Annotated in this window: 26 protein-coding genes; 20 read left to right on the top strand and 6 right to left on the bottom strand. The window is 55.8% G+C overall.

Annotated features, from left to right (window positions below):
* Positions 1-12 precede the first annotated feature (12 nt).
* From flgN to flgA, 3 genes are all read right to left on the bottom strand, one after another.
* Positions 13-438: a flagella biosynthesis chaperone FlgN gene (gene flgN / locus ACWHWP_RS08605; RefSeq protein ID WP_008500818.1), complete on the bottom strand. Its 426-nt coding sequence runs from the start codon at positions 436-438 to the stop codon at positions 13-15.
* A 4-nt stretch (positions 439-442) separates the two neighbouring features.
* Positions 443-736 carry a flagellar biosynthesis anti-sigma factor FlgM gene (gene flgM / locus ACWHWP_RS08610; RefSeq protein WP_059311040.1) on the bottom strand — a complete coding sequence of 98 codons (294 nt, stop codon included), beginning with the start codon at positions 734-736 and terminating at the stop codon, positions 443-445.
* A gap of 93 nt (positions 737-829) precedes the next feature.
* Entirely contained in the window at positions 830-1,489 is a 660-nt protein-coding gene (gene flgA, locus ACWHWP_RS08615; RefSeq protein ID WP_063955799.1) for a flagellar basal body P-ring formation chaperone FlgA, read from the bottom strand.
* 157 nt (positions 1,490-1,646) lie between these two features.
* On the opposite strand from flgA, the gene flgB reads away from it, so the two are divergent.
* The 11 genes from flgB to flgL all read left to right on the top strand — a co-directional run bounded on the left by flgB (position 1,647) and on the right by flgL (position 11,543).
* Positions 1,647-2,063, top strand: a complete 417-nt coding sequence (gene flgB, locus ACWHWP_RS08620; RefSeq protein ID WP_008500815.1) for a flagellar basal body rod protein FlgB — start codon at positions 1,647-1,649, stop codon at positions 2,061-2,063.
* 3 nt (positions 2,064-2,066) lie between these two features.
* Positions 2,067-2,471, top strand: a complete 405-nt coding sequence (gene flgC, locus ACWHWP_RS08625) for a flagellar basal body rod protein FlgC (RefSeq protein WP_008500814.1) — start codon at positions 2,067-2,069, stop codon at positions 2,469-2,471.
* A gap of 11 nt (positions 2,472-2,482) precedes the next feature.
* On the top strand, positions 2,483-3,193 hold the full coding sequence (gene flgD / locus ACWHWP_RS08630) for a flagellar hook assembly protein FlgD (protein WP_059311037.1): 711 nt from the start codon (positions 2,483-2,485) through the stop codon (positions 3,191-3,193).
* Positions 3,194-3,219: 26 nt separating this feature from the next.
* On the top strand, positions 3,220-4,470 hold the full coding sequence (gene flgE / locus ACWHWP_RS08635) for a flagellar hook protein FlgE (protein ID WP_047349004.1): 1,251 nt from the start codon (positions 3,220-3,222) through the stop codon (positions 4,468-4,470).
* Between the two features lie 20 nt (positions 4,471-4,490).
* Positions 4,491-5,246 carry a flagellar basal body rod protein FlgF gene (locus ACWHWP_RS08640; protein ID WP_447855408.1) on the top strand — a complete coding sequence of 252 codons (756 nt, stop codon included), beginning with the start codon at positions 4,491-4,493 and terminating at the stop codon, positions 5,244-5,246.
* Positions 5,247-5,257: 11 nt separating this feature from the next.
* Positions 5,258-6,040 carry a flagellar basal-body rod protein FlgG gene (gene flgG, locus ACWHWP_RS08645; RefSeq protein ID WP_008500810.1) on the top strand — a complete coding sequence of 261 codons (783 nt, stop codon included), beginning with the start codon at positions 5,258-5,260 and terminating at the stop codon, positions 6,038-6,040.
* A gap of 57 nt (positions 6,041-6,097) precedes the next feature.
* On the top strand, positions 6,098-6,796 hold the full coding sequence (flgH, locus tag ACWHWP_RS08650) for a flagellar basal body L-ring protein FlgH (RefSeq protein ID WP_023335267.1): 699 nt from the start codon (positions 6,098-6,100) through the stop codon (positions 6,794-6,796).
* Positions 6,797-6,808: 12 nt separating this feature from the next.
* The gene (locus ACWHWP_RS08655; RefSeq protein WP_029740346.1) at positions 6,809-7,906 is read left to right on the top strand and encodes a flagellar basal body P-ring protein FlgI; all 1,098 of its coding nucleotides are present in this window, start codon (positions 6,809-6,811) and stop codon (positions 7,904-7,906) included.
* On the top strand, positions 7,906-8,859 hold the full coding sequence (gene flgJ / locus ACWHWP_RS08660; protein ID WP_047349003.1) for a flagellar assembly peptidoglycan hydrolase FlgJ: 954 nt from the start codon (positions 7,906-7,908) through the stop codon (positions 8,857-8,859). The genes ACWHWP_RS08655 and flgJ overlap by 1 nt, the downstream gene beginning before the upstream one ends.
* Positions 8,860-8,934: 75 nt before the next feature.
* Positions 8,935-10,575 carry a flagellar hook-associated protein FlgK gene (gene flgK / locus ACWHWP_RS08665; RefSeq protein WP_047349002.1) on the top strand — a complete coding sequence of 547 codons (1,641 nt, stop codon included), beginning with the start codon at positions 8,935-8,937 and terminating at the stop codon, positions 10,573-10,575.
* A gap of 14 nt (positions 10,576-10,589) precedes the next feature.
* Positions 10,590-11,543: a flagellar hook-associated protein FlgL gene (gene flgL, locus ACWHWP_RS08670; RefSeq protein WP_047349001.1), complete on the top strand. Its 954-nt coding sequence runs from the start codon at positions 10,590-10,592 to the stop codon at positions 11,541-11,543.
* Between the two features lie 74 nt (positions 11,544-11,617).
* Here the strand turns inward: flgL and ACWHWP_RS08675 are convergent, their stop codons facing one another.
* Positions 11,618-12,832, bottom strand: coding sequence for an MFS transporter (locus ACWHWP_RS08675; protein ID WP_447855409.1), 1,215 nt, complete (start codon positions 12,830-12,832; stop codon positions 11,618-11,620).
* A 145-nt stretch (positions 12,833-12,977) separates the two neighbouring features.
* Here ACWHWP_RS08675 and ACWHWP_RS08680 point away from each other — a divergent pair, with 145 nt between their 5' ends.
* Positions 12,978-13,880: a LysR family transcriptional regulator gene (locus ACWHWP_RS08680; protein ID WP_074164689.1), complete on the top strand. Its 903-nt coding sequence runs from the start codon at positions 12,978-12,980 to the stop codon at positions 13,878-13,880.
* A gap of 41 nt (positions 13,881-13,921) precedes the next feature.
* Here the strand turns inward: ACWHWP_RS08680 and rne are convergent, their stop codons facing one another.
* On the bottom strand, positions 13,922-17,074 hold the full coding sequence (gene rne, locus ACWHWP_RS08685) for a ribonuclease E (RefSeq protein ID WP_447855410.1): 3,153 nt from the start codon (positions 17,072-17,074) through the stop codon (positions 13,922-13,924).
* Positions 17,075-17,646: 572 nt separating this feature from the next.
* On the opposite strand from rne, the gene rluC reads away from it, so the two are divergent.
* Entirely contained in the window at positions 17,647-18,594 is a 948-nt protein-coding gene (gene rluC, locus ACWHWP_RS08690; RefSeq protein ID WP_059311031.1) for a 23S rRNA pseudouridine(955/2504/2580) synthase RluC, read from the top strand.
* 94 nt (positions 18,595-18,688) lie between these two features.
* Here the strand turns inward: rluC and ACWHWP_RS08695 are convergent, their stop codons facing one another.
* A complete protein-coding gene (locus ACWHWP_RS08695) occupies positions 18,689-19,273 on the bottom strand; it encodes a Maf family protein (protein ID WP_063430786.1) in 585 nt (194 codons plus the stop codon).
* A 140-nt stretch (positions 19,274-19,413) separates the two neighbouring features.
* Between ACWHWP_RS08695 and yceD the strand changes: the two genes are divergently transcribed.
* The 7 genes from yceD (at position 19,414) to acpP (ending at position 24,283) form a co-directional block, all read left to right on the top strand.
* Positions 19,414-19,935, top strand: coding sequence for a 23S rRNA accumulation protein YceD (gene yceD / locus ACWHWP_RS08700; RefSeq protein WP_014883375.1), 522 nt, complete (start codon positions 19,414-19,416; stop codon positions 19,933-19,935).
* Between the two features lie 16 nt (positions 19,936-19,951).
* Positions 19,952-20,125: a 50S ribosomal protein L32 gene (gene rpmF, locus ACWHWP_RS08705; protein WP_003857964.1), complete on the top strand. Its 174-nt coding sequence runs from the start codon at positions 19,952-19,954 to the stop codon at positions 20,123-20,125.
* Between the two features lie 80 nt (positions 20,126-20,205).
* Positions 20,206-21,240 (top strand): phosphate acyltransferase PlsX, encoded by a 1,035-nt coding sequence (plsX, locus tag ACWHWP_RS08710; RefSeq protein ID WP_059311029.1) that lies wholly within the window; start codon positions 20,206-20,208, stop codon positions 21,238-21,240.
* Positions 21,241-21,246: 6 nt separating this feature from the next.
* Positions 21,247-22,200, top strand: a complete 954-nt coding sequence (locus ACWHWP_RS08715) for a beta-ketoacyl-ACP synthase III (protein WP_047348994.1) — start codon at positions 21,247-21,249, stop codon at positions 22,198-22,200.
* Positions 22,201-22,215: 15 nt separating this feature from the next.
* Entirely contained in the window at positions 22,216-23,145 is a 930-nt protein-coding gene (gene fabD, locus ACWHWP_RS08720; protein WP_059311028.1) for an ACP S-malonyltransferase, read from the top strand.
* 12 nt (positions 23,146-23,157) lie between these two features.
* The gene (gene fabG, locus ACWHWP_RS08725) at positions 23,158-23,892 is read left to right on the top strand and encodes a 3-oxoacyl-ACP reductase FabG (RefSeq protein ID WP_010429699.1); all 735 of its coding nucleotides are present in this window, start codon (positions 23,158-23,160) and stop codon (positions 23,890-23,892) included.
* 154 nt (positions 23,893-24,046) lie between these two features.
* Positions 24,047-24,283, top strand: coding sequence for an acyl carrier protein (gene acpP / locus ACWHWP_RS08730; RefSeq protein ID WP_003857954.1), 237 nt, complete (start codon positions 24,047-24,049; stop codon positions 24,281-24,283).
* Positions 24,284-24,323 lie beyond the last annotated feature (40 nt).

Genomic DNA, 24,323 nt, shown 5'->3' on the forward strand with positions numbered 1-24,323 from the left:
GTCGGTTATGCTTCAAATCGAAATCTTTTTAACACCCGCAATGCGCGCAGTCGCTGTCTGACCATCCGCACCGTACAGTCCGGTTTCTTTATGCGGTTTCAACACCTCAAGCGCCTGCTGATTACGTTCAATCTGACCTTCCAGTAGCCAGCCGTTGTGCTGGTTAAGATCGCGCAGGTGCTGTGTTTTTTCAGTAATGGTCTGCCAGCGCTCAATAATATCGTCATTGGCGCTACGCTTAGGATCTTGCTCAGCGCGGCGCTGCTGCTCCAGATAATCCAGCGTCGCCAGAAGCGAACTTTTGTCTTCAGTAATACGCTGCAGCGCGCTGCCGTTGATGTGACCGGAAGAGAGATGCTGCTGTTCAGCGTCCATTACCGTTTTCAGGTCGTTCAGGACAACCGTCATTTGATCCAGTATTTCTGACAGTCGACTCATACGCTTAGTTACTCTGTAAGAAACTCTGTGCTTCCTGAATCAGGGCATCAGCGATCTTGCTGGTATCCATTTTCAGTTCACCGTTACGAATAGCCGTTTTCAGCGCTTCAACACGTTCCATGTTGATATCGTTGCTGCCTGGCTGCATCAGTTTTGCCTGAGCGTCGCTCAGGGTCACGCTGGTGCTGTTGGCCGTTGACGGTTTTTCCAGACGCGCTTTTAGCGGGGCAGCGTCATTCGTTTCGCGAGGCTGTACAGCGCTTACCGGCTTCAGGGCTGATGTACGATCAATGCTCATAGTGTTGTCCTCATCGAGGGTTCGCGGCGTTTGCGCCTGACATCATCATTAGTTGAATATTTATCGGCAAGCGCCGCGAAATCTTTAAAAAGATTATAGGTTAATCAGAATATTCCCATCAGCATCGACGGTTCCGCTCACCACCTGGCCTGAAGACATTCTGACGCGGGCGTTTTGCGCCACCGCGGCATTGTTTAATGCTTTCCCTTCACTGTTGATGCTAAAGCCCTCTCCGTTGGCCACGACCATCACCTGCTGGCCCGCTTTTACCCGCCATGCCTGACGCAGCATTGAGAGCTGTATCGGCTGGCCGGGCGCGACATCGCGCAGGCTGACGGCATCCTGTGCCTGATTTATTTCGAGCATGGTTCGTGGAGGCAGCTGATCCAGACGCCCGCGTTTCAGCGTCACGCTGTTTGCCTGCAGCACGCTGCCGCGCGCAATGGGCACGGCGGCGACAACATAATTGCCCGTCGCCTGAACTGCAACCTGTAAATAGCGTTTTTCATTGGCGCAGCGTGCCAGCACGTTCACATTTCCCCACAGCCTGGTGAACCCCACCACGCTGAATGACGGCTGGTCACACGTCGGGTACAGATTCGGTGGCGTGCGCACGCTAACGCTAACGTCATCGCTAAAGCCTGCCAGTTTTTCAGCAAAAAAGGTCGTTAACTGCTCCTGTAAACCCTCAGCCTGCACCAGAGGGCTAAACAGCAAGAAAGTCGCCACCAGGCCACGTTTTAACGTTTGCATCGCAAGTTCCACCGTTTCCAGAGTTGAGTGAATTCTACCTGCAGTGGTTTTGCATCAACGGAATAAATAGCGACGCATTTTGCGCTTATTCCGTCGATAGGGGAGACCGGGTGAGATTTAAGCTGTGAACTGAAATTTTGCCATCAGCGGAGGAGACATGCTCGATAAACTCGACGCCGCGTTACGTTTTCAGCAGGAAGCGCTCAATTTACGCGCCCAGCGGCAGGAGATTTTAGCCGCCAATATCGCTAACGCCGATACGCCGGGGTATCAGGCGCGCGATATTGATTTTTCCAGTGAGCTCAAAAAGGTGATGGAGCGTGGACGTGCCGAAGGAACGGGTGTTGCACTCGCCATGACATCCTCTCGCCATATTCCTGCTCAGGCGATGACCGCGCCAGCGACCGATTTACTTTATCGCATTCCCGATCAGCCCTCACTCGACGGTAACACCGTGGATATGGACCGGGAGCGTACACAGTTTGCCGATAACAGCCTGAAATACCAGACGGGCCTGACCGTACTCGGCGGACAAATCAAAGGCATGATGAACGTCCTGCAGGGGGGCAACTGATAGATGGCCTTGCTGAATATTTTTGATATCGCCGGTTCGGCGTTAACCGCTCAATCCAAACGTCTGAACGTGGCCGCCAGTAACCTGGCTAACGCCGACAGCGTGACCGGACCTGACGGGCAGCCTTACCGTGCCAAACAGGTTGTCTTTCAGGTCGATGCTGCGCCAGGCGCGGCGACGGGCGGCGTGAAGGTTTCGGATGTGGTAGAGAGCCAGGCACCGGACAGGCTGGTGTATGAGCCAGGTAACCCGCTCGCGGATGCCAGCGGATACGTGAAAATGCCGAACGTGGATGTGGTGGGTGAGATGGTGAACTCCATGTCGGCTTCCCGCAGCTACCAGGCCAACGTCGAAGTGCTTAATACCGTGAAGAGCATGATGCTCAAAACACTCACTCTCGGCCAGTAAAGGAGACATGCATGTCCATCGCCGTAAATGTGAATGATCCTACGAACTCGGGTGTTAATAACACGAGCAGTTCGACAGGTTCTAACTCCCTGACGGGGAGTAACGCCGCCGACCTTCAGGGCAGCTTTCTGACGCTGCTGGTGGCTCAGCTTAAGAACCAGGACCCGACTAACCCAATGCAGAACAACGAACTGACCACGCAGCTTGCGCAGATCAGTACCGTGAGCGGCATTGAGAAACTGAACACCACCCTCGGTTCCGTCTCTGGCCAGATTAACAGCGCCCAGTCTCTGCAGGCGGCAAGCCTGATTGGTCACGGGGTGATGATCCCGGGTACCACGATCCTGGCGGGCACCAGCACCACCGATGGCAACGCCACCACGACCACCACGCCGTTTGGCGTTGAACTGCAGCAGCCGGCTGACAAAGTGACCGCGACGATCACCGACTCAACCGGCGCGGTGGTTCGCACCATCGAAATTGGTGAACTGAAGGCAGGCGTTCACACCTTTACCTGGGATGGCACCCTGACCGACGGCACCAAAGCGCCGAACGGTTCCTACAAAGTGGCAATCAGTGCCAGCAAAGGGACCACCCAGCTGGTGGCACAGCCGCTGCAGTTCGCGCTGGTCCAGGGCGTAATTAAAGGTAGCGACGGCAACAAACTGGATTTGGGTACCTCTGGTACCACCACACTCGACGAAGTTCGGCAGATTATCTAAGCCCTAACACTTATCAGGAGTAAGTCATGGCCTTTTCTCAAGCGGTCAGCGGCCTGAATGCTGCGGCCACCAACCTGGACGTCATTGGCAACAACATCGCCAACTCCGCGACCTATGGTTTTAAATCCGGTTCTGCTTCCTTTGCAGACATGTTTGCCGGTTCCAAAGTCGGCCTCGGCGTGAAGGTCGCAGGCATCACTCAGGACTTCACCGACGGTACTACTACCAATACCGGTCGCGGTCTGGACGTTGCCATTAGCCAGAACGGTTTCTTCCGTATGGTCGATTCTAACGGTTCTGTATTCTACAGCCGTAACGGCCAGTTCAAGCTGGACGAAAACCGTACGCTGGTGAACATGCAGGGTATGCAGGTCACAGGCTATCCGGCAGCAGGCACCCCTCCGACGATTCAGACCGGTGCGAACCCTCAGGCTATCACCATTCCGAATACGCTGATGTCGGCGAAAGCCACTACGACCGCGGCGCAGCAGATCAACCTGAACTCAACCGATCCTGTGCAAACTGCCCCGTTCGATGCGACCAACTCGGATACCTATAACAAAAAAGGTACCGTGACCGTCTTCGACAGCCAGGGTAACGCCCACAATATGTATGTCTACTACGTGAAGACAGCTGACAATAAATGGGATCTTTACACGCAGGACGGCAGCGTAGCTGGTTCTACCGCGACGAAAGCGGCGCAGATGAACTTCGATGCGAACGGTAACCTGGCGGGCGTTTACAACTACAACGCTGCGGGTGTACTGAGCGCAACGCCAAACGCCACGCCGGCCATTAACATCACCACCGGCTCTGTCGGCGGTGCGACGGCGGCGACCTTCTCCCTCAGCTTCCAGAATTCCATGCAGCAGAACACCGGCGCGAACAGCGTTGTGAATACCACGCAGAATGGCTACAAGCCTGGCGATCTGGTGAGCTACGAGATCAACGACGATGGCACCGTGGTAGGAAACTACTCCAACGAACAGTCTCAGGTTCTCGGTCAGATCGTGCTGGCAAACTTCGCCAACAACGAAGGCCTGAAATCGGAAGGCGATAACGTCTGGTCTGCCACCCAGTCATCCGGCGTGGCGCTGTTAGGTACAGCGGGCACCGGTAACTTCGGCAAGCTGACCAACGGCGCGCTGGAGGCTTCCAACGTGGATATGAGTAAAGAACTGGTGAACATGATCGTCGCGCAGCGTAACTATCAGTCGAACGCGCAGACCATCAAAACCCAGGACCAGATCCTCAACACGCTGGTTAACCTGCGTTAAGCGGCTAACAGGAAAGCGCAATGGATCACGCAATATATACCGCGATGGGCGCGGCAAGCCAGACGCTCAATCAGCAGGCCGTTACCGCCAGCAACCTGGCAAACGCCTCTACGTCGGGCTTTCGCGCGCAGCTTAATGCGCTGCGCGCGGTCCCGGTGGAAGGGCTCTCCCTGCCGACCCGTACGCTGGTCACCGCATCGACCCCTGGCGCAGATATGACGCCAGGGCAGATGGATTACACCTCACGCCCGCTGGACGTTGCTCTGCAGCAGGACGGCTGGCTGGCGGTGCAAACGGCGGACGGCAGCGAAGGCTATACCCGTAACGGGAATATCCAGGTGAGCGCGACGGGTCAGTTAACCATTCAGGGTCACCCGGTAATGGGGGAGGCGGGTCCGCTGACCGTGCCGGAAGGCTCGGAGCTGACTATCGCCGCGGACGGTACCATTTCGGCGCTGAACCCGGGCGATCCGGCCAATACCGTTGCGCCCGTCGGACGTCTGAAGCTGGTTAAAGCGGAAGGTAAAGACGTACAGCGTGGCGACGACGGAATGTTCCGTCTGACCCAGGCGGCTCAGGCGACGCGCGGTGCCACGCTACAGGCCGATCCGAGCATTCGCGTGATGTCGGGCGTGCTGGAAGGCAGCAACGTTAAGCCGGTCGCCGCCATGAGCGACATGATCGCCAGCGCCCGTCGTTTTGAAATGCAGATGAAAATCATCAGCAGCGTGGATGAAAACGCGGGCAAGGCTAACCAACTTCTGGCTATGAGTTAACAGGACTCCTTATGATCAGTTCTTTATGGATCGCGAAAACTGGCCTGGACGCCCAGCAAACCAATATGGACGTGATTGCCAACAACCTGGCAAACGTGAGCACCAATGGTTTCAAGCGTCAGCGCGCCGTTTTCGAAGATTTGCTTTATCAAACCATCCGCCAGCCGGGTGCGCAGTCTTCTGAACAGACGACGCTGCCGTCAGGCCTGCAGATCGGTACCGGCGTTCGTCCGGTCGCCACCGAGCGTCTGCACAGCCAGGGGAACCTGTCTCAGACCAACAACAGCAAAGACGTGGCGATCAAAGGCCAGGGCTTCTTCCAGGTGCAGCTGCCTGACGGGACCTCTGCCTATACCCGCGACGGCTCGTTCCAGGTCGATCAGAACGGCCAGCTGGTAACGGCGGGCGGCTTCCAGGTTCAACCTGCGATCACCATTCCGGCGAATGCCCTGAGCATTACCATTGGACGTGACGGCGTGGTCAGCGTGACTCAGCAGGGACAGGCCGCGCCGGTTCAGGTTGGACAGCTCAACCTGACCACCTTCATGAACGATACCGGTCTGGAAAGCATTGGTGAGAACCTCTACACCGAAACGCAATCCTCCGGTACGCCAAATGAGAGCACCCCGGGCCTGAACGGCGCGGGCCTGCTGTATCAGGGCTATGTTGAAACCTCCAACGTAAACGTCGCGGAAGAGCTGGTGAATATGATCCAGGTCCAGCGCGCGTATGAAATTAACAGTAAAGCAGTGTCGACGACCGATCAGATGCTGCAGAAACTGACGCAACTCTAAGGTGTAGTCCGGTGCGGTAAACGTCGCACCGGCTCCCTGTTTTCGAAGATGAAGGCAATGCAAAAAAACGCGGCGTTTCGTTATCCGATACTGACTGTTCTGGCTGTCACCCTCAGCGGGTGTGCTTTGATCCCGTCTAAACCATTGGTCCAGGGTGCGACGACTGCCCAACCCGTTCCTGGCCCCGCGCCAGTGGTAAACGGCTCCATTTTCCAGACCGCGCAGCCGATTAATTACGGCTATCAGCCGCTGTTTGAAGATCGCCGCCCGCGTAATGTCGGCGATACATTGACCATTGTGCTGCAGGAAAACGTCAGCGCGAGCAAAAGCTCGTCGGCGAATGCCAGCCGCGATGGCAAAACGAATTTTGGCTTCGATACCGTACCGCGCTATCTGCAGGGCCTGTTCGGCAACGCGCGTGCTGATGTCGATGCCTCTGGCGGTAATACCTTCAATGGTAAAGGCGGCGCGAACGCCAGCAATACCTTCAGCGGCACGCTGACGGTCACGGTTGACCAGGTGCTGGTTAACGGCAACTTACACGTTGTGGGTGAAAAACAGATCGCCATCAACCAGGGCACTGAATTCATTCGTTTCTCGGGCGTGGTTAACCCTCGCACCATCAGCGGCACCAACACCGTTCCGTCCACTCAGGTGGCGGATGCGCGCATTGAGTACGTCGGTAACGGCTATATCAATGAAGCGCAAAATATGGGTTGGCTGCAGCGCTTCTTCCTTAATTTATCGCCGATGTAAGCGAGGTGACCCATGTTTAAATCGATCTTCGCCGTGGCGCTCGCGCTGGTGGCAACGTTTGCCCAGGCTGACCGTATTCGCGATCTCACCAGCGTCCAGGGCGTACGTGAGAACTCGCTGATTGGCTATGGCCTGGTGGTGGGGCTGGATGGTACCGGTGACCAGACGACCCAGACGCCCTTCACGACCCAAAGCCTGAACAACATGCTCTCCCAGCTCGGCATTACCGTGCCGGCGGGAACCAACATGCAGCTGAAAAACGTGGCCGCGGTGATGGTCACCGCGTCCTACCCGGCGTTCGCGCGTCAGGGGCAGACCATTGACGTGGTGGTTTCCTCAATGGGTAACGCCAAAAGCCTGCGCGGCGGTACGCTGCTGATGACCCCGCTGAAGGGCGTCGACAGCCAGGTGTATGCGCTGGCGCAGGGTAACATTCTGGTCGGCGGTGCGGGGGCATCCGCAGGCGGAAGCAGCGTGCAGGTGAATCAGCTTAACGGTGGACGTATCACCAACGGTGCGATCATTGAGCGTGAACTGCCTACCCAGTTTGGCGCGGGCAATACCATTAACCTGCAGCTCAACAATGAAGACTTCACGATGGCCCAGCAAATTGCCGATACCATCAACCGCAGCCGCGGCTACGGTAATGCAACGGCGCTGGATGCGCGCACCGTGCAGATCCGTACCTCCACTGGCAGCAGCAACCAGGTGCGCATGCTGGCAGATATCCAGAATATGGAAGTGAACGTTCCGGTACAGGATGCCAAGGTGATCATCAACTCCCGTACCGGCTCGGTCGTGATGAACCGGGAAGTGTCGCTGGACAGCTGTGCCGTGGCGCAGGGTAACCTCTCCGTGACGGTAAACCGCTCCGCGAACGTGAGCCAGCCGAACACGCCATTTGGTGGCGGTCAGACCGTGGTGACACCGCAAACGCAGATTGATATGCGCCAGAGCGGCGGCTCACTGCAGAGCGTTCGCTCCAGCGCCAACCTGAACAGCGTGGTGCGCGCCCTGAACGCTCTGGGGGCAACGCCGATGGACCTGATGTCCATCCTGCAATCCATGCAAAGCGCGGGCTGCCTGCGCGCCAAACTGGAAATCATCTAATGCTGACCGATAGCAAACTGTTGACCAGTGCAGCCTGGGATGCCCAGTCGCTCAACGAACTGAAAACCAAAGCAGGCAAAGACCCGGCGGCGAATATCCGCCCGGTCGCCCGCCAGGTGGAGGGGATGTTTGTACAGATGATGCTGAAAAGCATGCGTGAAACCCTGCCAAAAGACGGGATGTTCAGCAGTGATTCAACGCGTCTCTACACCAGCATGTATGACCAGCAGATTGCGCAGCAGATGACCGCCGGAAAAGGCCTCGGTCTGGCTGACATGATTGTGAAACAGACCGAAGCCGCGCAGGGTATTCAGCCTCAGGATCGACCGGAGCAGGTGCCGATGAAGTTCGACCTGGAAACGGTGACCAGTTATCAGAACCAGGCCCTGACGCAAATGGTGCGTAAAGCCATACCTAAAGCGACGGACAGTGGCGATGAGCCGCTCTCGGGTGACAGCAAAGACTTCCTGGCGCAGCTTTCTCTGCCTGCGCGCCTTGCCAGCCAGCAGAGCGGCGTGCCGCATCACCTGATTCTGGCGCAGGCCGCGCTGGAGTCGGGCTGGGGTCAGCGCCAGATCCGCAAGGAAAACGGTGAGCCGAGCTTCAACATCTTCGGCGTGAAAGCCACTTCCAGCTGGAAAGGGCCGACGACGGAGATCACCACCACCGAGTACGAGAACGGTGCGGCGGTGAAGGTCAAAGCAAAATTCCGCGTCTACAGCTCTTATCTGGAAGCGTTGTCCGATTATGTGGGCCTGCTGAGCCGCAATCCGCGCTATACCGCCGTTACGCAGGCGGCGACGGCGGAGCAGGGGGCGCAGGCTCTGCAAAACGCGGGCTACGCGACCGACCCGAACTATGCGCGCAAGCTCACCAGCATGATCCAGCAGCTGAAATCCATGGGCGAGAAGGTCAGCAAAGCCTATAGCACAGATATTGAAAATCTGTTCTGAAAGTTCTCAAGTCCCGGTGGAGGTTGCCGATAACCTTCATCAGGACTCGTGTCTGAACGTATAAAAGGAACCCCCATGTCCAGTTTGATTAACAGCGCCATGAGTGGCCTCAGTGCTGCGCAGTCGGCACTCAATACCGTCAGTAATAATATTTCAAGCTACAACGTGGCAGGTTACACCCGCCAGACGACCGTGCTGGGTGCCTCTAACAGCACGCTGACCGGCGGTGGCTGGGTGGGTAACGGGGTGTATGTCTCCGGTGTCCAGCGTGAGTATGACGCTTTCATTACCAACCAGCTGCGCGCCGCACAGACGCAGAGCAGCGGTCTGACGACGCGCTATCAGCAGATGTCAAAAATCGACGATGTGCTCTCTGATACCACCAACTCGCTCTCCACCACGCTGCAGGACTTCTTCAAGAGCCTGCAAACCCTGGTGAGCAACGCCGAAGACCCAGCTGCACGTCAGACGGTACTGGGGAAAGCGGGTGGTCTGGTGAATCAGTTTAAGACCAACGATCAGTATCTCCGTGACCAGGATGCGCAGGTTAATACCGCCATCTCAAGCAGCGTGTCTCAGATCAATAACTACGCGACGCAGATTGCGAATCTGAACGATCAGATCTCCCGTCTGACCGGCGTTGGCGCGGGCGCGTCACCTAACGATCTGCTTGACCAGCGCGATCAGCTCGTGACTGAACTGAACAAAATCGTGGGTGTGGAAGTCTCCGTACAGGATAGCGGCACGTTTAATATCTCTCTCGGTAACGGTTACAGCCTGGTGCAGGGCAGCAAAGCCAGCCAGCTGGCGGCCGTGAAGTCCAGCGCCGATCCGGCTCGTACTACCATCGCCTATGTCGATGACGTGGCGGGCAATATTGAGATCCCGGAGAAATTTATCACCACCGGTTCTTTAGGCGGTTTACTGACCTTCCGTGCTGAAGATCTGGATAAAGCCCGTAACAGCCTGAACCAGATGGCACTGGCCTTTGCCGATGCGATGAACACGCAGCACGAAGCCGGTTTTGATGCTAACGGTGATGCTGGCGGCAAGCTGTTCGACTTTGGTTCTCCGGCGGTGCTGTCCAACAGCAAGAACGGCGGTTCCGCTGTTGTCACGGCGTCTGTGGCGGACAGTAAACAAGTTCAGGCGACAGATTATAAGCTGCAATTTAACGGCACCGACTGGACCATCACCCGCACGTCAGACAAAACCAGCTTTACGATGACTCCGGACGCCAGCGGCAATCTGTCGTTTGATGGCCTTAACGTCAATGTGAGCGGAACGGCAAATACCAAAGACAGTTTTACCGTGAAGCCTGTTTCTAACGTCATCATGAACATGGATCTGGCGATCAGCGACGAGTCCAAACTGGCGATGGCGTCGGTGCAGAACGGCGGTGAAAGCGACAACCGTAACGGTCAGAAGCTGCTCGATCTGCAAAACGCTAAAGTGGTGGGTGGCAACAAAACCTTCAACGATGCGTATGCCTCTCTCGTCAGTACCGTCGGTAGCTCAACGGCGTCACTGAAGGTGAGTAGCCAGACGAAAGCCAACGTGGAAACACAGTTAATCAAGCAGCAGCAGACCATCTCTGGGGTAAACCTCGACGAAGAGTATGGCAATTTGCAGCGTTATCAGCAGTACTACCTGGCCAATGCGCAGGTTCTACAAACTGCCAGTACGCTCTTCGATGCAATTATCAACATTCGTTAAGGTTGAGGTGAAAAATGCGTATTAGCACCCAGATGATGTACGAGCAAAACATGCGTGGGATCACCGATTCCCAGAGCAGATGGCTGAGCTACGGTGAGCAGATGTCCACCGGCAAGCGCGTCAATCGTCCGTCGGACGATCCTATTGCCGCGTCGCAGGCCATCGTTCTGTCGCAATCTCAGTCGCAGAACAGCCAGTTCGCCCTCGCGCGTACCTTTGCGACGCAAAAGGTTTCGCTGGAAGATAGCGTGTTAACCCAGGTCAACACCGCGATCTCAAGCGTGCGCGAGAAGCTGGTTTACGCCTCGAACGGCACGCTGAGCGATGACGACCGTCTTTCTCTGGCGACCGATCTTCAGGGGATCCGCGATCAGCTGATGAACCTGGCCAACACGACGGATGGCAATGGCCGCTTTATCTTTGCGGGATATAAAACCGAGAGCGCACCGTTTGATGCCGCGACCGGGGATTACAACGGTGGTACTGAGGCCATCACGCAGCAGGTTGATACGGCGCGAAATATGGCGATTAGCCATACAGGTCAGCAGATTTTTAACAGCATTACCAGTAATGCGGAAGAGCTGCCGGGCGGTGGATATGGCGAAACAAACATGTTCAAAATCCTTGATACGGCCATTGCGTCGCTGAAGACGCCGATTGCGAACGATCCGGCTGCCGCAACGGCGCAAAGCCAGGTGATTGCCAACGCGCAAATCGGCATCAAGAACGCCCAGAACAATGTCCTGACAGTTGTTGCTGATGTAGGAACCAAGATGAACGAGCTGGAAAAACTCGATACGCTGGGTGATGACCGCGCGCTGGGTCAGACCAAGCAGATGAGTGACCTGGTTGACGTCGACTGGAACGAAGCGATTTCCTCTTACACCATGCAGCAGGCGGCCCTGCAGGCCTCTTATAAAGCGTTTAGCGATATGCAGGGCATGTCTCTATTCCAGCTGAACAAATAACATCTTGACCTCTTAGAGCATGTCTTGAAACTGGGCATGTTTTACTGCCCAATCCGTCTGGATTGGGCATTTTTTTATGCGGCTTCTGCCGGTGCGGAGGCAACGCGTGCGCTTTCAATCAGACGAATTGCCAGCGCAATGAGGCCACAGACCGTCGCCAGCGCGACCACGCCCGTCCAGCCAGCCAGCGAGTAGATATTGCTGCCTAACGCTGAACCCAGCGCCATCCCGATAAACACCACCGTAAAGAGCAGGGCATTCAGGCGACCGCGTGCCTGCGGCTCAAGGCTGTATACCAGGTTCTGATGGGCGACCAGGCTGGACTGCAGGCCCAGATCGAATCCGACGGCGGAGAGGGCGATCAGAATCAGCTGTCCATGGACCCCCAGCGCGGGCATCAGGAACATCAGGGCGAAGGAGACGGTTACCAGGACTGCACCAAGCTGCGTGACTTTTCCCGCACCCAGTTTGTCCGCCAGCCCCCCCGCCAGCGGAGCAGCTAGCGCACCGGCGGCACCTGCAATACCAAAGCCCCCCGCGACGGCACTACCAAGGTGATAGCGTTCCAGCAGCATGACCGCAAGGGTAGACCAGAAGGCGCTGAAGGCAATCGACAGAAAACCCTGAGCCAGCGCCGCGCGGCGCAGGGCCGGGTAACGACGCCACAGATGTTCCATTGAGCGCATCAACGCCGGATAGCTCAGCGTGGAGTGAATGGCAAAGCGGGGAAGCACAAACCACATCATCACCCCGATGAACGCAATGCTCGCCGCCGCCAGCTGGTACATGACGCGCCAGCCAAATGCCTCGCCCACCACGCCGCTCACGGTTCTTGATAATAAGATACCCAGCAGCAGCCCGGTCATTACCGTGCCCACGGTTTTCCCCTGCTTGCCTTCTGGGGCAAGGATTGCCGCGGCAGGGACGATATCCTGTGCCATGGTGGCGGCCATGCCGATGAGCAGGCTTGCCAGCAGCAGAGAATGGAGCTGTCCGGTCAGGGTACAGCCGAGAAGAAACAGCGCCAGCGCGGCGCTTTTAATCAGGATTAACGTCCTGCGGTCGTGGCGATCGCCGAGCGGTAGCAGGAACAGGATGCCGAGCGCGTAGCCTGCCTGAGTCAAGGTGGGCACCAGCCCCATGCCTTCAATGCTCAGATGAAGATCGGCGCCCATCAGCGGCAGAAGGGGCTGCGCGTAGTAGATTGATGCCACGCTGAAACCAGCCCCCAGGGCCAGCATAAAAATCACCCAGCGGCTTGCAGCGTGGGGAGTAGTTGTTGTGTTCATACGTTGTTCCTCATTCGTCGTGTGAGGCTATTTTTTATCAGTACGCCTTGCGACGGTAGCGGGCCCGGTGGTAAAACGCTTATACGTTGGACGTATAAGTGAAAATGCGATGAAAAGAGCTGAGCGTATAGACAGGGTAGAGCTCATGCGGACGTTTGTCCGGATTGTTGAGGCGGGGTCACTCTCTGCGGCGGCACGGCAGCTGGCAACAACCCAGGCCACGGTGAGCCGACGGTTACAGTCGCTTGAGACAATGCTGGGGGTGCGTCTGATGTTACGCACTACCCACACGACGCGGCTAACGGATGACGGCGAGCGCTGCTATCAGCACGCCCGTCGGGTGATTGACAGCTGGCTGGCGCTGGAAGATGAGGTGGGGCAGACGGAAGATGAGCCAGTAGGCGTATTGCGGGTGCGGGCGCCGCACGCGTTTGGTCAGGACCAGCTTCTGAAACCGTTAACCGAATTTTTGCAGCGCTACCCGCAGCTTTCGATTGAGTGGATGCTTAACGATCGCTCGGCGGATTTCCTCGGCGACAACCTTGACTGCGCGATTCGGGTGGGCGTGGAAGTCGATCCGGCGACCGTATCCGTGCTGCTGGCCGAAGTGCCGCGTTCGGTGGTGGCTTCTCCGGCACTGCTGGCCCGCTTCCCGGCGGTAAACGCCCCGGAGGATTTGCAGCAGTTCCCCTGGATTGCCATCAGCTCTTTCTACCAGCGCCATGTGGAGCTTTTTCACGATGCATCACCCGCTCCCGCGCGAGTGGCTATTACCCCACGGCTCAGCACCGATAGCCTGTATGTTGCACGCAATACGGCGCTCACCGGGCTTGGCGTGGCGGTTGTATCCAGCTGGACGGTACAGGATGATATTCAGCAAGGACGGCTGGTGCATTTACTGCCAGAGTGGCAGCCAGCGGCGTTACCGGTGCATCTGGTTTACCCCTGGTCCCGTTATTATCCGGCGCGCTTGCGGCGTTTTCTGGAGCTGATGCGGCAGATAATGCCGGAGGTCACCGGGATGAGAAAGCCCGTGCAGCAGCCATAAAAAAAGCCGACCCGAAGGTCGGCTTTTTACTTTCTGTGTCGTTATTCGACAGACTGCGGACGCGTCGCCGGTGCAGTCGCCTGATGCGTTGCACTGTGGCCGCCTGCAGCGCCTTTACCTTCGAAGTTGAACTCCGGGCGTACCCAGTCGCTGTGACGCGGGGCTTCAGGCACGTACTCCGGCGCCGGAGCGCGCGTCATAGGTGCGGTCGCCACGTGGGCAGCGGCTGGTGCAGAAACAACCGGCGCTGGCTTCACTTCAGGCGCTTTCGCTTCTTCGGCTTCACGAACAGGTTCGACGGCAATCTCAACGTCCTGAACAACTTCTTCAGTCGTCGTTTCAACGATGACTTCAGCTGTCTCTTCCACTGCTGCTACAGGTTCTGCCTCTTCAGCAATTTCCTCAGCCACTACGGTATCTTCTTCAGCAATAAGCTGCGGTGCGGCATCAACCGGCGCGGCAATCACTTCTGGGTGCGTGGTTTCCACTTCTATCGCGTGTGGGGTTTCTTCAACCTCAACGGCCTGCGGTTCAACCACGGTAGCGGCTTCAGTCACGACCTCTTCAGCGACAGCAACAGGTGTAATCACCTCTTCGGTCACCGGCTGTTCTTCAACTACCTGCTCCGGGCGAGCAACCGGGTAGCGGATCCAGACTTTGCCGGAGGCCATTTCTGGCGAAGCACAGGCAATGGTCAGCGGCATGGGCGACTGAGTCGGGTAACGCTCGTCACGATAGCGACGACGGCGCTGGCCGCTGACGCGCAGATGACGTGGAGAACGACGTGAACGGCGCGGCATGCCGGCGTTATCACGGTTCTCACCGTTTTCATCCTGTTCAGCGCTGTTTTCAACGACCGCTGGCAGGTCGACTTTTGCCAGCTGTGTACCGGTTGCGCTCTCGTTTGTTTCAGCGGCGACAATGGTTGACTCTTCGGTTGCTTCGGAGGCGAAGCGTACTTTCTGAGCAAGCTGACGCTGCTTACGACGCGGCATAACCTGAGTACGTTCTTCCTGCTCGCCGTCCTGCTGTTCAGCAGGCTCTTCGCGGTTCAGGTTTTTGACTTCCTGCTGCGCCTGACGCTTCTCGTCGTTACGACGACGGCTACGTTCGCGGCGTGGCTGCTGGTCGTCACGCTGTTTGCTCTTCTCAGACTCATCGCCCGCCTGCTGGCGAATTTCACGATCTTCAACATTAACGTTCTGCTGTTGTTTCTCGCGACGGTTGCGACGGTTGTCTTCGCGTTGCTCACGGCCTTCGTTATTCTCAGAGCGGTTGTCACGGTTGTCACGGTTGTCACGGTTGTCGCGACGCTCGCTGCGGTCATTACGGTCGCTGCGGTCATTACGATCGCGACGGTTGTTCTGACGCTTACGGCGGTCCTGTTGACGCTCAGGTTTGGCCGCTTTTGGCTCTTCTTTCGGTTGCTCTGGCTGAACTTCCTCGCCGGCAAACATTTTCTTCAGCGCGCCAAAGAAGCGGCTCAGCAGACCCGGTTGCTCTGGCTCGGCTTTCGCCACCCTGGCTTCTGGTTTCTGTGCCACAGGTTTTGCAGCAGGTTTTTCCAGAGCTGCTTCCGGCGGTGCTTCTGGCATGATGAAGGTCGCTAATGCAGGCTGCTCTGGCAGTTTGCGCTCGGCAGGCTCTTCATCGGATGGCAGAGCCATCTCTTCTTCATGCAGCTTCGGCAGCAGGTAGCTGAGGGTGGTCGTCTCTTCGCCTTTACGCACACGCAGCACGTGATAGTGCGGGGTCTGCATCTGATCGTTTGGCACGATGATGCAGCGAACGCCACCCTGACGCGCTTCAATGGCACTTACCGCCGCACGTTTTTCGTTAAGCAGGTAAGAGGCAACGGGCACCGGCACAATGGCGTGAACCTCTTTGGTGTTCTCTTTCAGCGCTTCTTCTTCAATCAGACGCAGAATAGAGAGGGACAGAGATTCGTTATCACGCACGGTACCGGTGCCGGAGCAGCGCGGACAAACGTGATGGCTGGACTCACCGAGCGACGGGCTCAGACGCTGACGTGACATCTCCAGCAGGCCGAAGCGTGAGATATGGCTAATCTGGATACGCGCTCTGTCCTGACGCACCGCTTCGCGCAGGCGGTTTTCAACCGCACGCTGGTGGCGTACAGGAGTCATGTCGATGAAGTCGATAACAATCAGACCACCCAGGTCGCGCAGGCGGAGCTGGCGGGCGATTTCATCAGCGGCTTCGAGGTTAGTGTTGTAGGCGGTCTCTTCGATATCGCCACCGCGCGTTGCACGCGCGGAGTTGATGTCGATAGCGGTCAGCGCTTCGGTGGTATCAATAACGATAGAACCGCCGGACGGCAGACGCACTTCACGCTGGAAGGCGGACTCAATCTGGGATTCGATCTGATAGTGGCTGAACAGCGGGATTTCACCGGTGTACAGTTTAATTTTGCTGGTGAAGTCTGGACGGCCCAGCGCGGCGATGTGCTGGCGAGCCAGCTCAAGCACTTTCGGGTTATCGATCAGAATCTCACCGATGTCCTGACGCAGGTAATCACGGAAGGCACGTACGATAACGTTGCTTTCCTGGTGGATCAGGAACGGAGCAGGGCGGCTTTCCGCCGCTTTCTGGATTGCTTCCCAGTGTTTCAGACGGAAACTCAGGTCCCACTGCAGCGCTTCGGCTGATTTGCCCACGCCTGCGGTACGCACGATAAGCCCCATGCCATCAGGCAGTTCGAGGCTCGCCAGCGCTTCTTTCAGCTCGGTACGGTCATCGCCTTCGATACGGCGAGAGATACCACCCGCACGCGGGTTGTTAGGCATCAGAACCAGATAGCTCCCCGCCAGGCTGATAAAGGTAGTCAGTGCGGCGCCTTTATTGCCACGCTCTTCTTTATCAATCTGAACGATAACTTCCTGACCTTCACGCAGAACATCTTTGATGTTTGGGCGGCCATGGGCGTTGTAGTTTGCAGGGAAATATTCGCGGGCGATTTCTTTCAGAGGGAGGAAACCATGACGCTCAGCACCGTAATCGACAAATGCAGCTTCAAGGCTTGGTTCAATGCGGGTGATTTTACCTTTGTAAATGTTCGCTTTTTTCTGTTCGTGTCCAGGACTTTCGATATCCAGATCGTACAGGCGCTGCCCATCCACAAGGGCGACACGCAACTCTTCTTGCTGAGTTGCGTTGATTAACATTCTTTTCATCGTAACTTACTCGTTATTCTTACATTGACGACAAAGCTGCGGGCAAGGTGACGCTTTCCGGGGTATGAACCGATGGCCTCGTGTCTATTCACGTCGCCAACCTCACGGTTGTCGCTCGCTTAAGAGGCGCAGAGTGTCGGTTGCCTGTGCTTCATACGGAAACACAGCGCAATTATCAGGGGAATTGCCTGGGAAGAACTCTCCAGAGAACAATCCTTATACCGGGAAGTACTGCAACCCGCAGCCCGCTAACTGCCTGAAAGATCAATACGTCTTACGCCATTGCTGCGTGGATGATCGGTCAGACAAAATTGGTCATTCCGTCAACATCCTTACAAAACCTGGATTAAACACGGAAAACGGCTTCATTATTCCACTGCTCGCCGGGTTATAGCAAGATGACTTTTACCAATTATCACCCGGTTACTCACAGTTTCTTCACTTCAAGGTGGTGATTGGTTTAATAACCACCAAATCGATTGCGCGAAACGGGGGACAGGCCGGATAAAAGTAAATATAAGCATAGAAAAATGAGTGGCGCTAATGGCTGACGATATTTAGAATCGCCAACCATGAAAACAGAGACTCCAGCCGTAAAAATGGTTGCTATCGCGGATGACTACGCGGGGCAACGCATCGATAACTTCTTGCGCACCCAACTGAAGGGTGTGCCAAAGAGCATGATTTATCGCATCTTGCGTAAGGGCGAGGTGCGGGTGAACAAAAAACGCGTCAAGCCTGAGTATAAGCTCGAAGCCGGTGACGAAGTGCGTATTCCACCGGTGCGCGTGGCTGAACGTGAAGAAGAAGTGGTTTCCCCTAAGCTGCAAAAAGTGGCCGCGCTGAGTGACGTCATCCTTTATGAGGATGACTATATCCTTGTGCTGAATAAGCCGTCAGGTACAGCCGTACACGGCGGCAGCGGTCTGAGCTTTGGCGTGATTGAAGGGCTGCGTGCGCTGCGCCCGGAAGCCCGCTTCCTGGAGCTGGTGCACCGTCTGGACCGTGACACCTCCGGCGTGCTGCTGGTGGCGAAAAAACGTTCTGCACTGCGTTCCTTGCACGAGCAGCTTCGCGAAAAAGGAATGCAGAAGGATTATCTGGCGCTGGTTCGCGGACAGTGGCAGTCTCACGTCAAGGTGGTGCAGGCACCGCTGTTGAAAAATATTCTGCAAAGCGGCGAGCGCATTGTGCGCGTCAATCAGGAAGGGAAACCGTCCGAAACGCGCTTTAAAGTCGAAGAGCGGTATGAATTTGCCACGCTGGTGCGCTGCAGTCCAGTTACCGGCCGAACCCACCAGATCCGCGTGCATACGCAGTTTGCAGGGCATCCTATCGCGTTTGATGACCGCTATGGCGACAGGGAATTTGATAAGCAGCTGGCGGGCACCGGGCTGTCTCGTCTCTTCCTGCATGCGGCAGCGCTGAAGTTCACCCATCCTAATACGGGTGAAATCATCCGTATTGAAGCGCCGCTCGACGAGCAGTTGAAACGCTGTCTTAAGGTTCTGCGCGGCTAAGGTAAAAGTAAAACGGCAACGAAGTTGCCGTTTTAAATGTTTGCACCCTCTCCGGGTGGGAGAGGGTCGGGGTGAGGGCATCAGGCCGCAAAGCTCACACCGTCAACGGATTACACTCTTCTCGCCTTAACATCTGGCACAGCGCAATCAGCGGCAGTCCCACCAGCGTGTTCGGGTCTCGCCCGTCCAGCTTGTCAAACAGCGCAATCCCCAGGCCTTCACTTTTAAAGCTCCCCGCGCAGTTCAGCGGACGCTCACGGCGCACGTAATCCACAATCTCTTGCTCACTGAGATGGCGGAAGTGGACGTCGAAGGGTTCGCATTCCGTTTGCAGGTGGCCAGAAGCGGAGTTATAGAGCGCCAGACCCGTATAAAAGGTGACGATACTGCCTCGGGCACGCAAAAGCTGCTGGCAGGCGTTCTCTTCCGTATGGGGTTTGCCGGTGATTTCTCCATCCAGTACACAAACCTGATCGGAGCCTATAATCAAATGCGAAGGGTAGCGTGCTGCCAGCGATTGTGCTTTCTCTTTAGCAAGACGCGTCACCAGATGACGCGGTGACTCGCCCGGTTGTGGCGTCTCATCAACCTCTGGCGCGGCACATTCAAACGGGATCCCGAGTTTTTCCAGCAGCATTCGGCGGTAGGGGGACGTGGAGGCGAGAACGAGATTTGGCATATTTTTATCACCAGATATAGCGTATCGATGCCAGCCATTTTAAACTACAGGCCGCAATGTGTGCGAATAATTGGCAAAAGGCAGCTCAGGTTGCCTTTTTCTTTGACTCTATGACGTTACAAAGTTAATATGCGCGCCCTATGCAAAAGGTAAAATTACCCCTGACTCTTGATCCGGTTCGTACGGCTCAAAAACGCCTCGATTACGAAGGTATCTATACTTCCGATCAGGCTGAGCGTATTGCCGAATCCGTAGTCAGTGTGGACAGTGATGTAGAATGCTCCATGTCGTTCGCTATCGACAACCAGCGTCTCGCCGTTTTAACCGGTGATGCAAAGGTGACGGTAACGCTCGAGTGTCAGCGTTGCGGGAAACCGTTTGTACAGCATGTTCACACAACGTATTGTTTCAGTCCGGTTCGTTCTGACGAACAGGCTGAAGCACTCCCGGAAGCGTATGAGCCGATTGAGGTTAACGAATTCGGTGAAATCGATCTTCTGGCTCTGGTTGAAGATGAAATCATCCTCACCTTGCCAGTCGTTCCGGTGCATGATTCTGAACACTGTGAAGTGTCCGAGGCGGACATGGTCTTTGGGGAACTGCCTGATGAAGCGCAAAAACCAAACCCATTTGCCGTATTAGCCAGCTTAAAGCGTAAGTAATTGAGGAGTAAGGTCCATGGCCGTACAACAGAATAAACCAACCCGTTCCAAACGTGGCATGCGTCGTTCCCATGACGCGCTGACTGCAGTTACCAGCCTGTCTGTAGACAAGACTTCTGGTGAGAAACACCTGCGTCACCACATCACCGCTGACGGTTTCTACCGCGGCCGCAAGGTTATCACTAAGTAATCACGCGTCAGCGTGATTAGGCTTAGTGAGGATTTCCCCGTGCAAACGGGGAATTTACCGAACCAGGCTGCGACGATACCTTGACACGTCTAACCCTGGCGTTAGATGTCATGGGGGGAGATTTCGGCCCTTCCGTGACAGTGCCTGCAGCATTGCAGGCACTGAATTCTAATTCGCAACTCACTCTTCTATTAGTCGGCAATCCCGACACAATCACGCCATTACTTGCAAAAGCTGACTTTGAACAACGTTCACGTCTGCAGATTATTCCTGCGCAGTCAGTTATTGCCAGTGATGCCCGGCCCTCGCAGGCTATTCGAAATAGCCGCGACAGTTCTATGCGAATAGCGCTGGAGCTGGTGAAAGAAGGGCGCGCTCAGGCCTGCGTCAGTGCGGGAAATACCGGCGCGCTGATGGGGCTGTCGAAATTGTTGCTCAAGCCGATTGACGGTATTGAGCGCCCGGCGCTGGTGACGGTGTTACCGCACCAACAAAAGGGTAAGACGGTGGTGCTCGATTTGGGCGCTAACGTCGATTGTGATAGTACAATGCTGGCTCAGTTTGCCGTGATGGGATCGGTGCTGGCGGAAGAAGTGGTCGGGATCAACAATCCCCGTGTTGCGTTACTGAACATTGGTGAAGAAGAGACCAAAGGCCTGGACAGCATTCGCGAAGCCGCTGAATTGCTCAAACAGGTTCCCTCCATCAACTATATTGGTTATCTCGAAGCCAATGAGTTGTTGACGGGTAAAACGGATGTTCTGGTGTGCGATGGCTTCACCGGAAACGTGACGTTGAAGACCATGGAAGGGGTTGTGCGCATGTTTCTTTCTCTGCTGAAATCGCAGGGAGAGGGTAAAAAAAGCGCCTGGTGGCTGATTTTATTAAAGCGTTGGTTACAAAAAAGCCTGACGCGGCGATTCAGTCACCTCAACCCCGACCAGTATAATGGCGCCTGTCTGTTAGGATTGCGCGGCATCGTGATTAAGAGTCATGGTGCTGCCAATCAGCGAGCATTTGCTGTCGCGATTGAACAGGCAGTGCAGGCGGTGCAGCGACAAGTCCCTCAGCGGATTGCCGCTCGCCTGGAATCTGTATTAGCTAAAAGTGACTGAGCGTACATGTATACGAAGATTATAGGTACCGGCAGCTACCTGCCAAAACAAGTGCGTACCAACGCCGATCTGGAAAAAATGGTAGATACGTCTGACGAGTGGATTGTCACGCGCACAGGTATCCGTGAACGTCGTATTGCCGCGCCAGACGAAACCGTGTCGACCATGGGTTACGAAGCCGCACTGCGTGCTATCGACATGGCGGGCATTGATAAAGAACAGATTGGTTTGATCGTGGTCGCCACGACGTCTGCCACGCACGCTTTCCCAAGCGCGGCGTGCCAGGTGCAAAACATGCTCGGCATTAAGGGCTGTCCGGCGTTTGACGTCGCTGCCGCGTGTGCAGGTTTCACCTATGCACTGAGCGTTGCCGATCAGTATGTTAAATCCGGTGCCGTCAAATATGCGCTGGTGATCGGTGCTGACGTGCTGGCGCGTACCTGCGATCCGACCGATCGCGGAACGATCATTATTTTTGGTGATGGTGCGGGTGCAGTGCTGCTGGGGCAGTCTGAAGAGCCGGGTATCATCTCCACGCATTTGCATGCCGATGGAAGCTACGGTGAGCTGCTGACGCTGCCTAACGCCGATCGCGTTAATCCTGATAACTCCATTTACCTCACCATGGCAGGTAATGAAGTATTCAAGGTGGCGGTGACTGAGCTTGCGCACATTGTCGATGAGACGTTGGAAGCCAATAACCTTGAACGCACCGCACTCGACTGGCTGGTGCCGCATCAGGCGAACCTGCGTATCATCAGCGCGACCGCTAAAAAGCTGGGCATGTCGATGGATAACGTTGTGGTGACGCTGGATCGCCACGGCAACACCTCTGCGGCGTCAGTACCGTGCGCATTTGATGAAGCGGTACGCGACGGGCGAATCAAACGGGGCCAGCTGGTCTTGCTTGAAGCCTTCGGTGGCGGGTTCACCTGGGGTTCCGCGCTGGTTCGTTTCTAGGATAAGGAATAAAAAATGACGCAATTTGCTTTTGTGTTCCCGGGTCAGGGTTCTCAAACCGTTGGGATGTTGTCTGAAATGGCAGCAAACTATCCGGTCATTGAAGAGACTTTCCGTGAAGCTTCCGATGCACTGGGTTATGATTTATGGGCGCTGACCCAGCAGGGTCCGGCCGAAGAACTGAACAAAACCTGGCAGACCCAGCCAGCGCTGCTGACTGCGTCCGTTGCGCTGTGGCGTGTCTGGCAGCAGCAGGGCGGTAAAGCGCCAGCGCTGCTCGCGGGCCATAGCCTGGGTGAATACTCTGCGCTGGTCTGTGCCGGTGTGATCGCGTTTGCTGACGCGGTACGTCTGGTAGAGCTGCGCGGAAAATTCATGCAGGAAGCGGTGCCGGAAGGTACGGGTGGCATGTCTGCGATCATCGGTCTGGATGACGCCGCGATTGCAAAAGCGTGTGAAGAATCCGCTGAAGGTCAGGTTGTTTCTCCGGTGAACTTTAACTCGCCGGGCCAGGTGGTTATCGCCGGCCATAAAGAAGCGGTTGAACGTGCCGGTGCTGCCTGTAAAGCCGCGGGTGCTAAACGTGCGCTGCCACTGCCTGTCAGCGTGCCGTCTCACTGTGCGCTGATGAAGCCTGCTGCCGAGAAACTGGCGGTTGAGCTGGAAAAAATTACGTTTAACGCCCCGACGATTTCCGTTGTGAACAACGTCGATGTGAAATGCGAAACCACGCCGGAAGCTATCCGTGACGCGCTGGTTCGCCAGCTCTACAGCCCGGTACAGTGGACCAAAACCGTTGAGTTTATGGCAGCGGAGGGCGTTGAGCATCTGTATGAAGTCGGCCCAGGGAAAGTCCTCACCGGTCTGACAAAACGTATTGTTGACACCCTGACAGCCTCGGCGATTAACGAGCCGGAAGCGATGTCAGCGGCACTCTCGCAATAAAAGAGGAATACCATGAGTTTTGAAGGAAAAATTGCCCTGGTGACTGGCGCAAGCCGCGGTATCGGGCGTGCAATTGCTGAAACACTGGTTGCGCGCGGCGCGAAGGTGATTGGTACAGCAACCAGCGAGAATGGCGCTCAGGCCATCAGCGAATATCTGGGTGCAAACGGTAAAGGTCTGGTACTGAATGTGACCGAACCTGCATCTATCGAATCTGTTCTGGAAAATATTCGCGCAGAGTTTGGTGAAGTGGATATTCTGGTAAACAATGCCGGGATCACTCGCGATAACCTGTTAATGCGAATGAAAGACGACGAGTGGAACGATATCATCGAAACCAATCTGTCATCTGTATTCCGTCTGTCAAAAGCGGTAATGCGCGCTATGATGAAAAAGCGTCATGGTCGTATTATCACTGTCGGTTCTGTGGTTGGTACCATGGGAAATGCTGGTCAGGCTAACTACGCTGCGGCGAAAGCAGGTCTGATTGGTTTCAGTAAGTCGCTGGCGCGTGAAGTCGCGTCCCGCGGTATTACTGTAAACGTTGTTGCTCCGGGCTTTATTGAAACGGACATGACGCGTGCGCTGACTGATGATCAGCGTGCGGGTACGCTGGCAGCTGTTCCTGCGGGCCGCTTAGGCGACCCGAAAGAAATTGCCAGTGCGGTTGCATTTTTAGCCTCTGACGAAGCGGGTTACATCACTGGTGAGACCCTCCACGTCAACGGCGGGATGTATATGGTTTAACCACGATGAAAAATATTTGCGTTATTAGGGCGAATGGCCTCAAAATAACGTAAAATCGTGGTACGAACTGCCGGGATTTAGTTGCAAATTTTTCAACATTTTATACACTACGAAAACCATCGCGAAAGCGAGTTTTGATAGGAAATTTAAGAGTATGAGCACTATCGAAGAACGCGTTAAGAAAATTATCGGCGAACAGCTGGGCGTTAAGCAGGAAGAAGTTGTGAACTCCGCTTCCTTCGTTGAAGACCTGGGCGCAGATTCTCTTGACACCGTTGAGCTGGTAATGGCTCTGGAAGAAGAGTTTGATACTGAGATTCCGGACGAAGAAGCTGAGAAGATCACCACCGTTCAGGCTGCCATTGATTACATCAACGGTCACCAGGCGTAAGTGAACATCTCCAGGCGGTCATTCGACCGCCTGAGTTTTA

This window comes from Enterobacter sp. WI-ESBL-E8 (genome assembly GCF_053364895.1).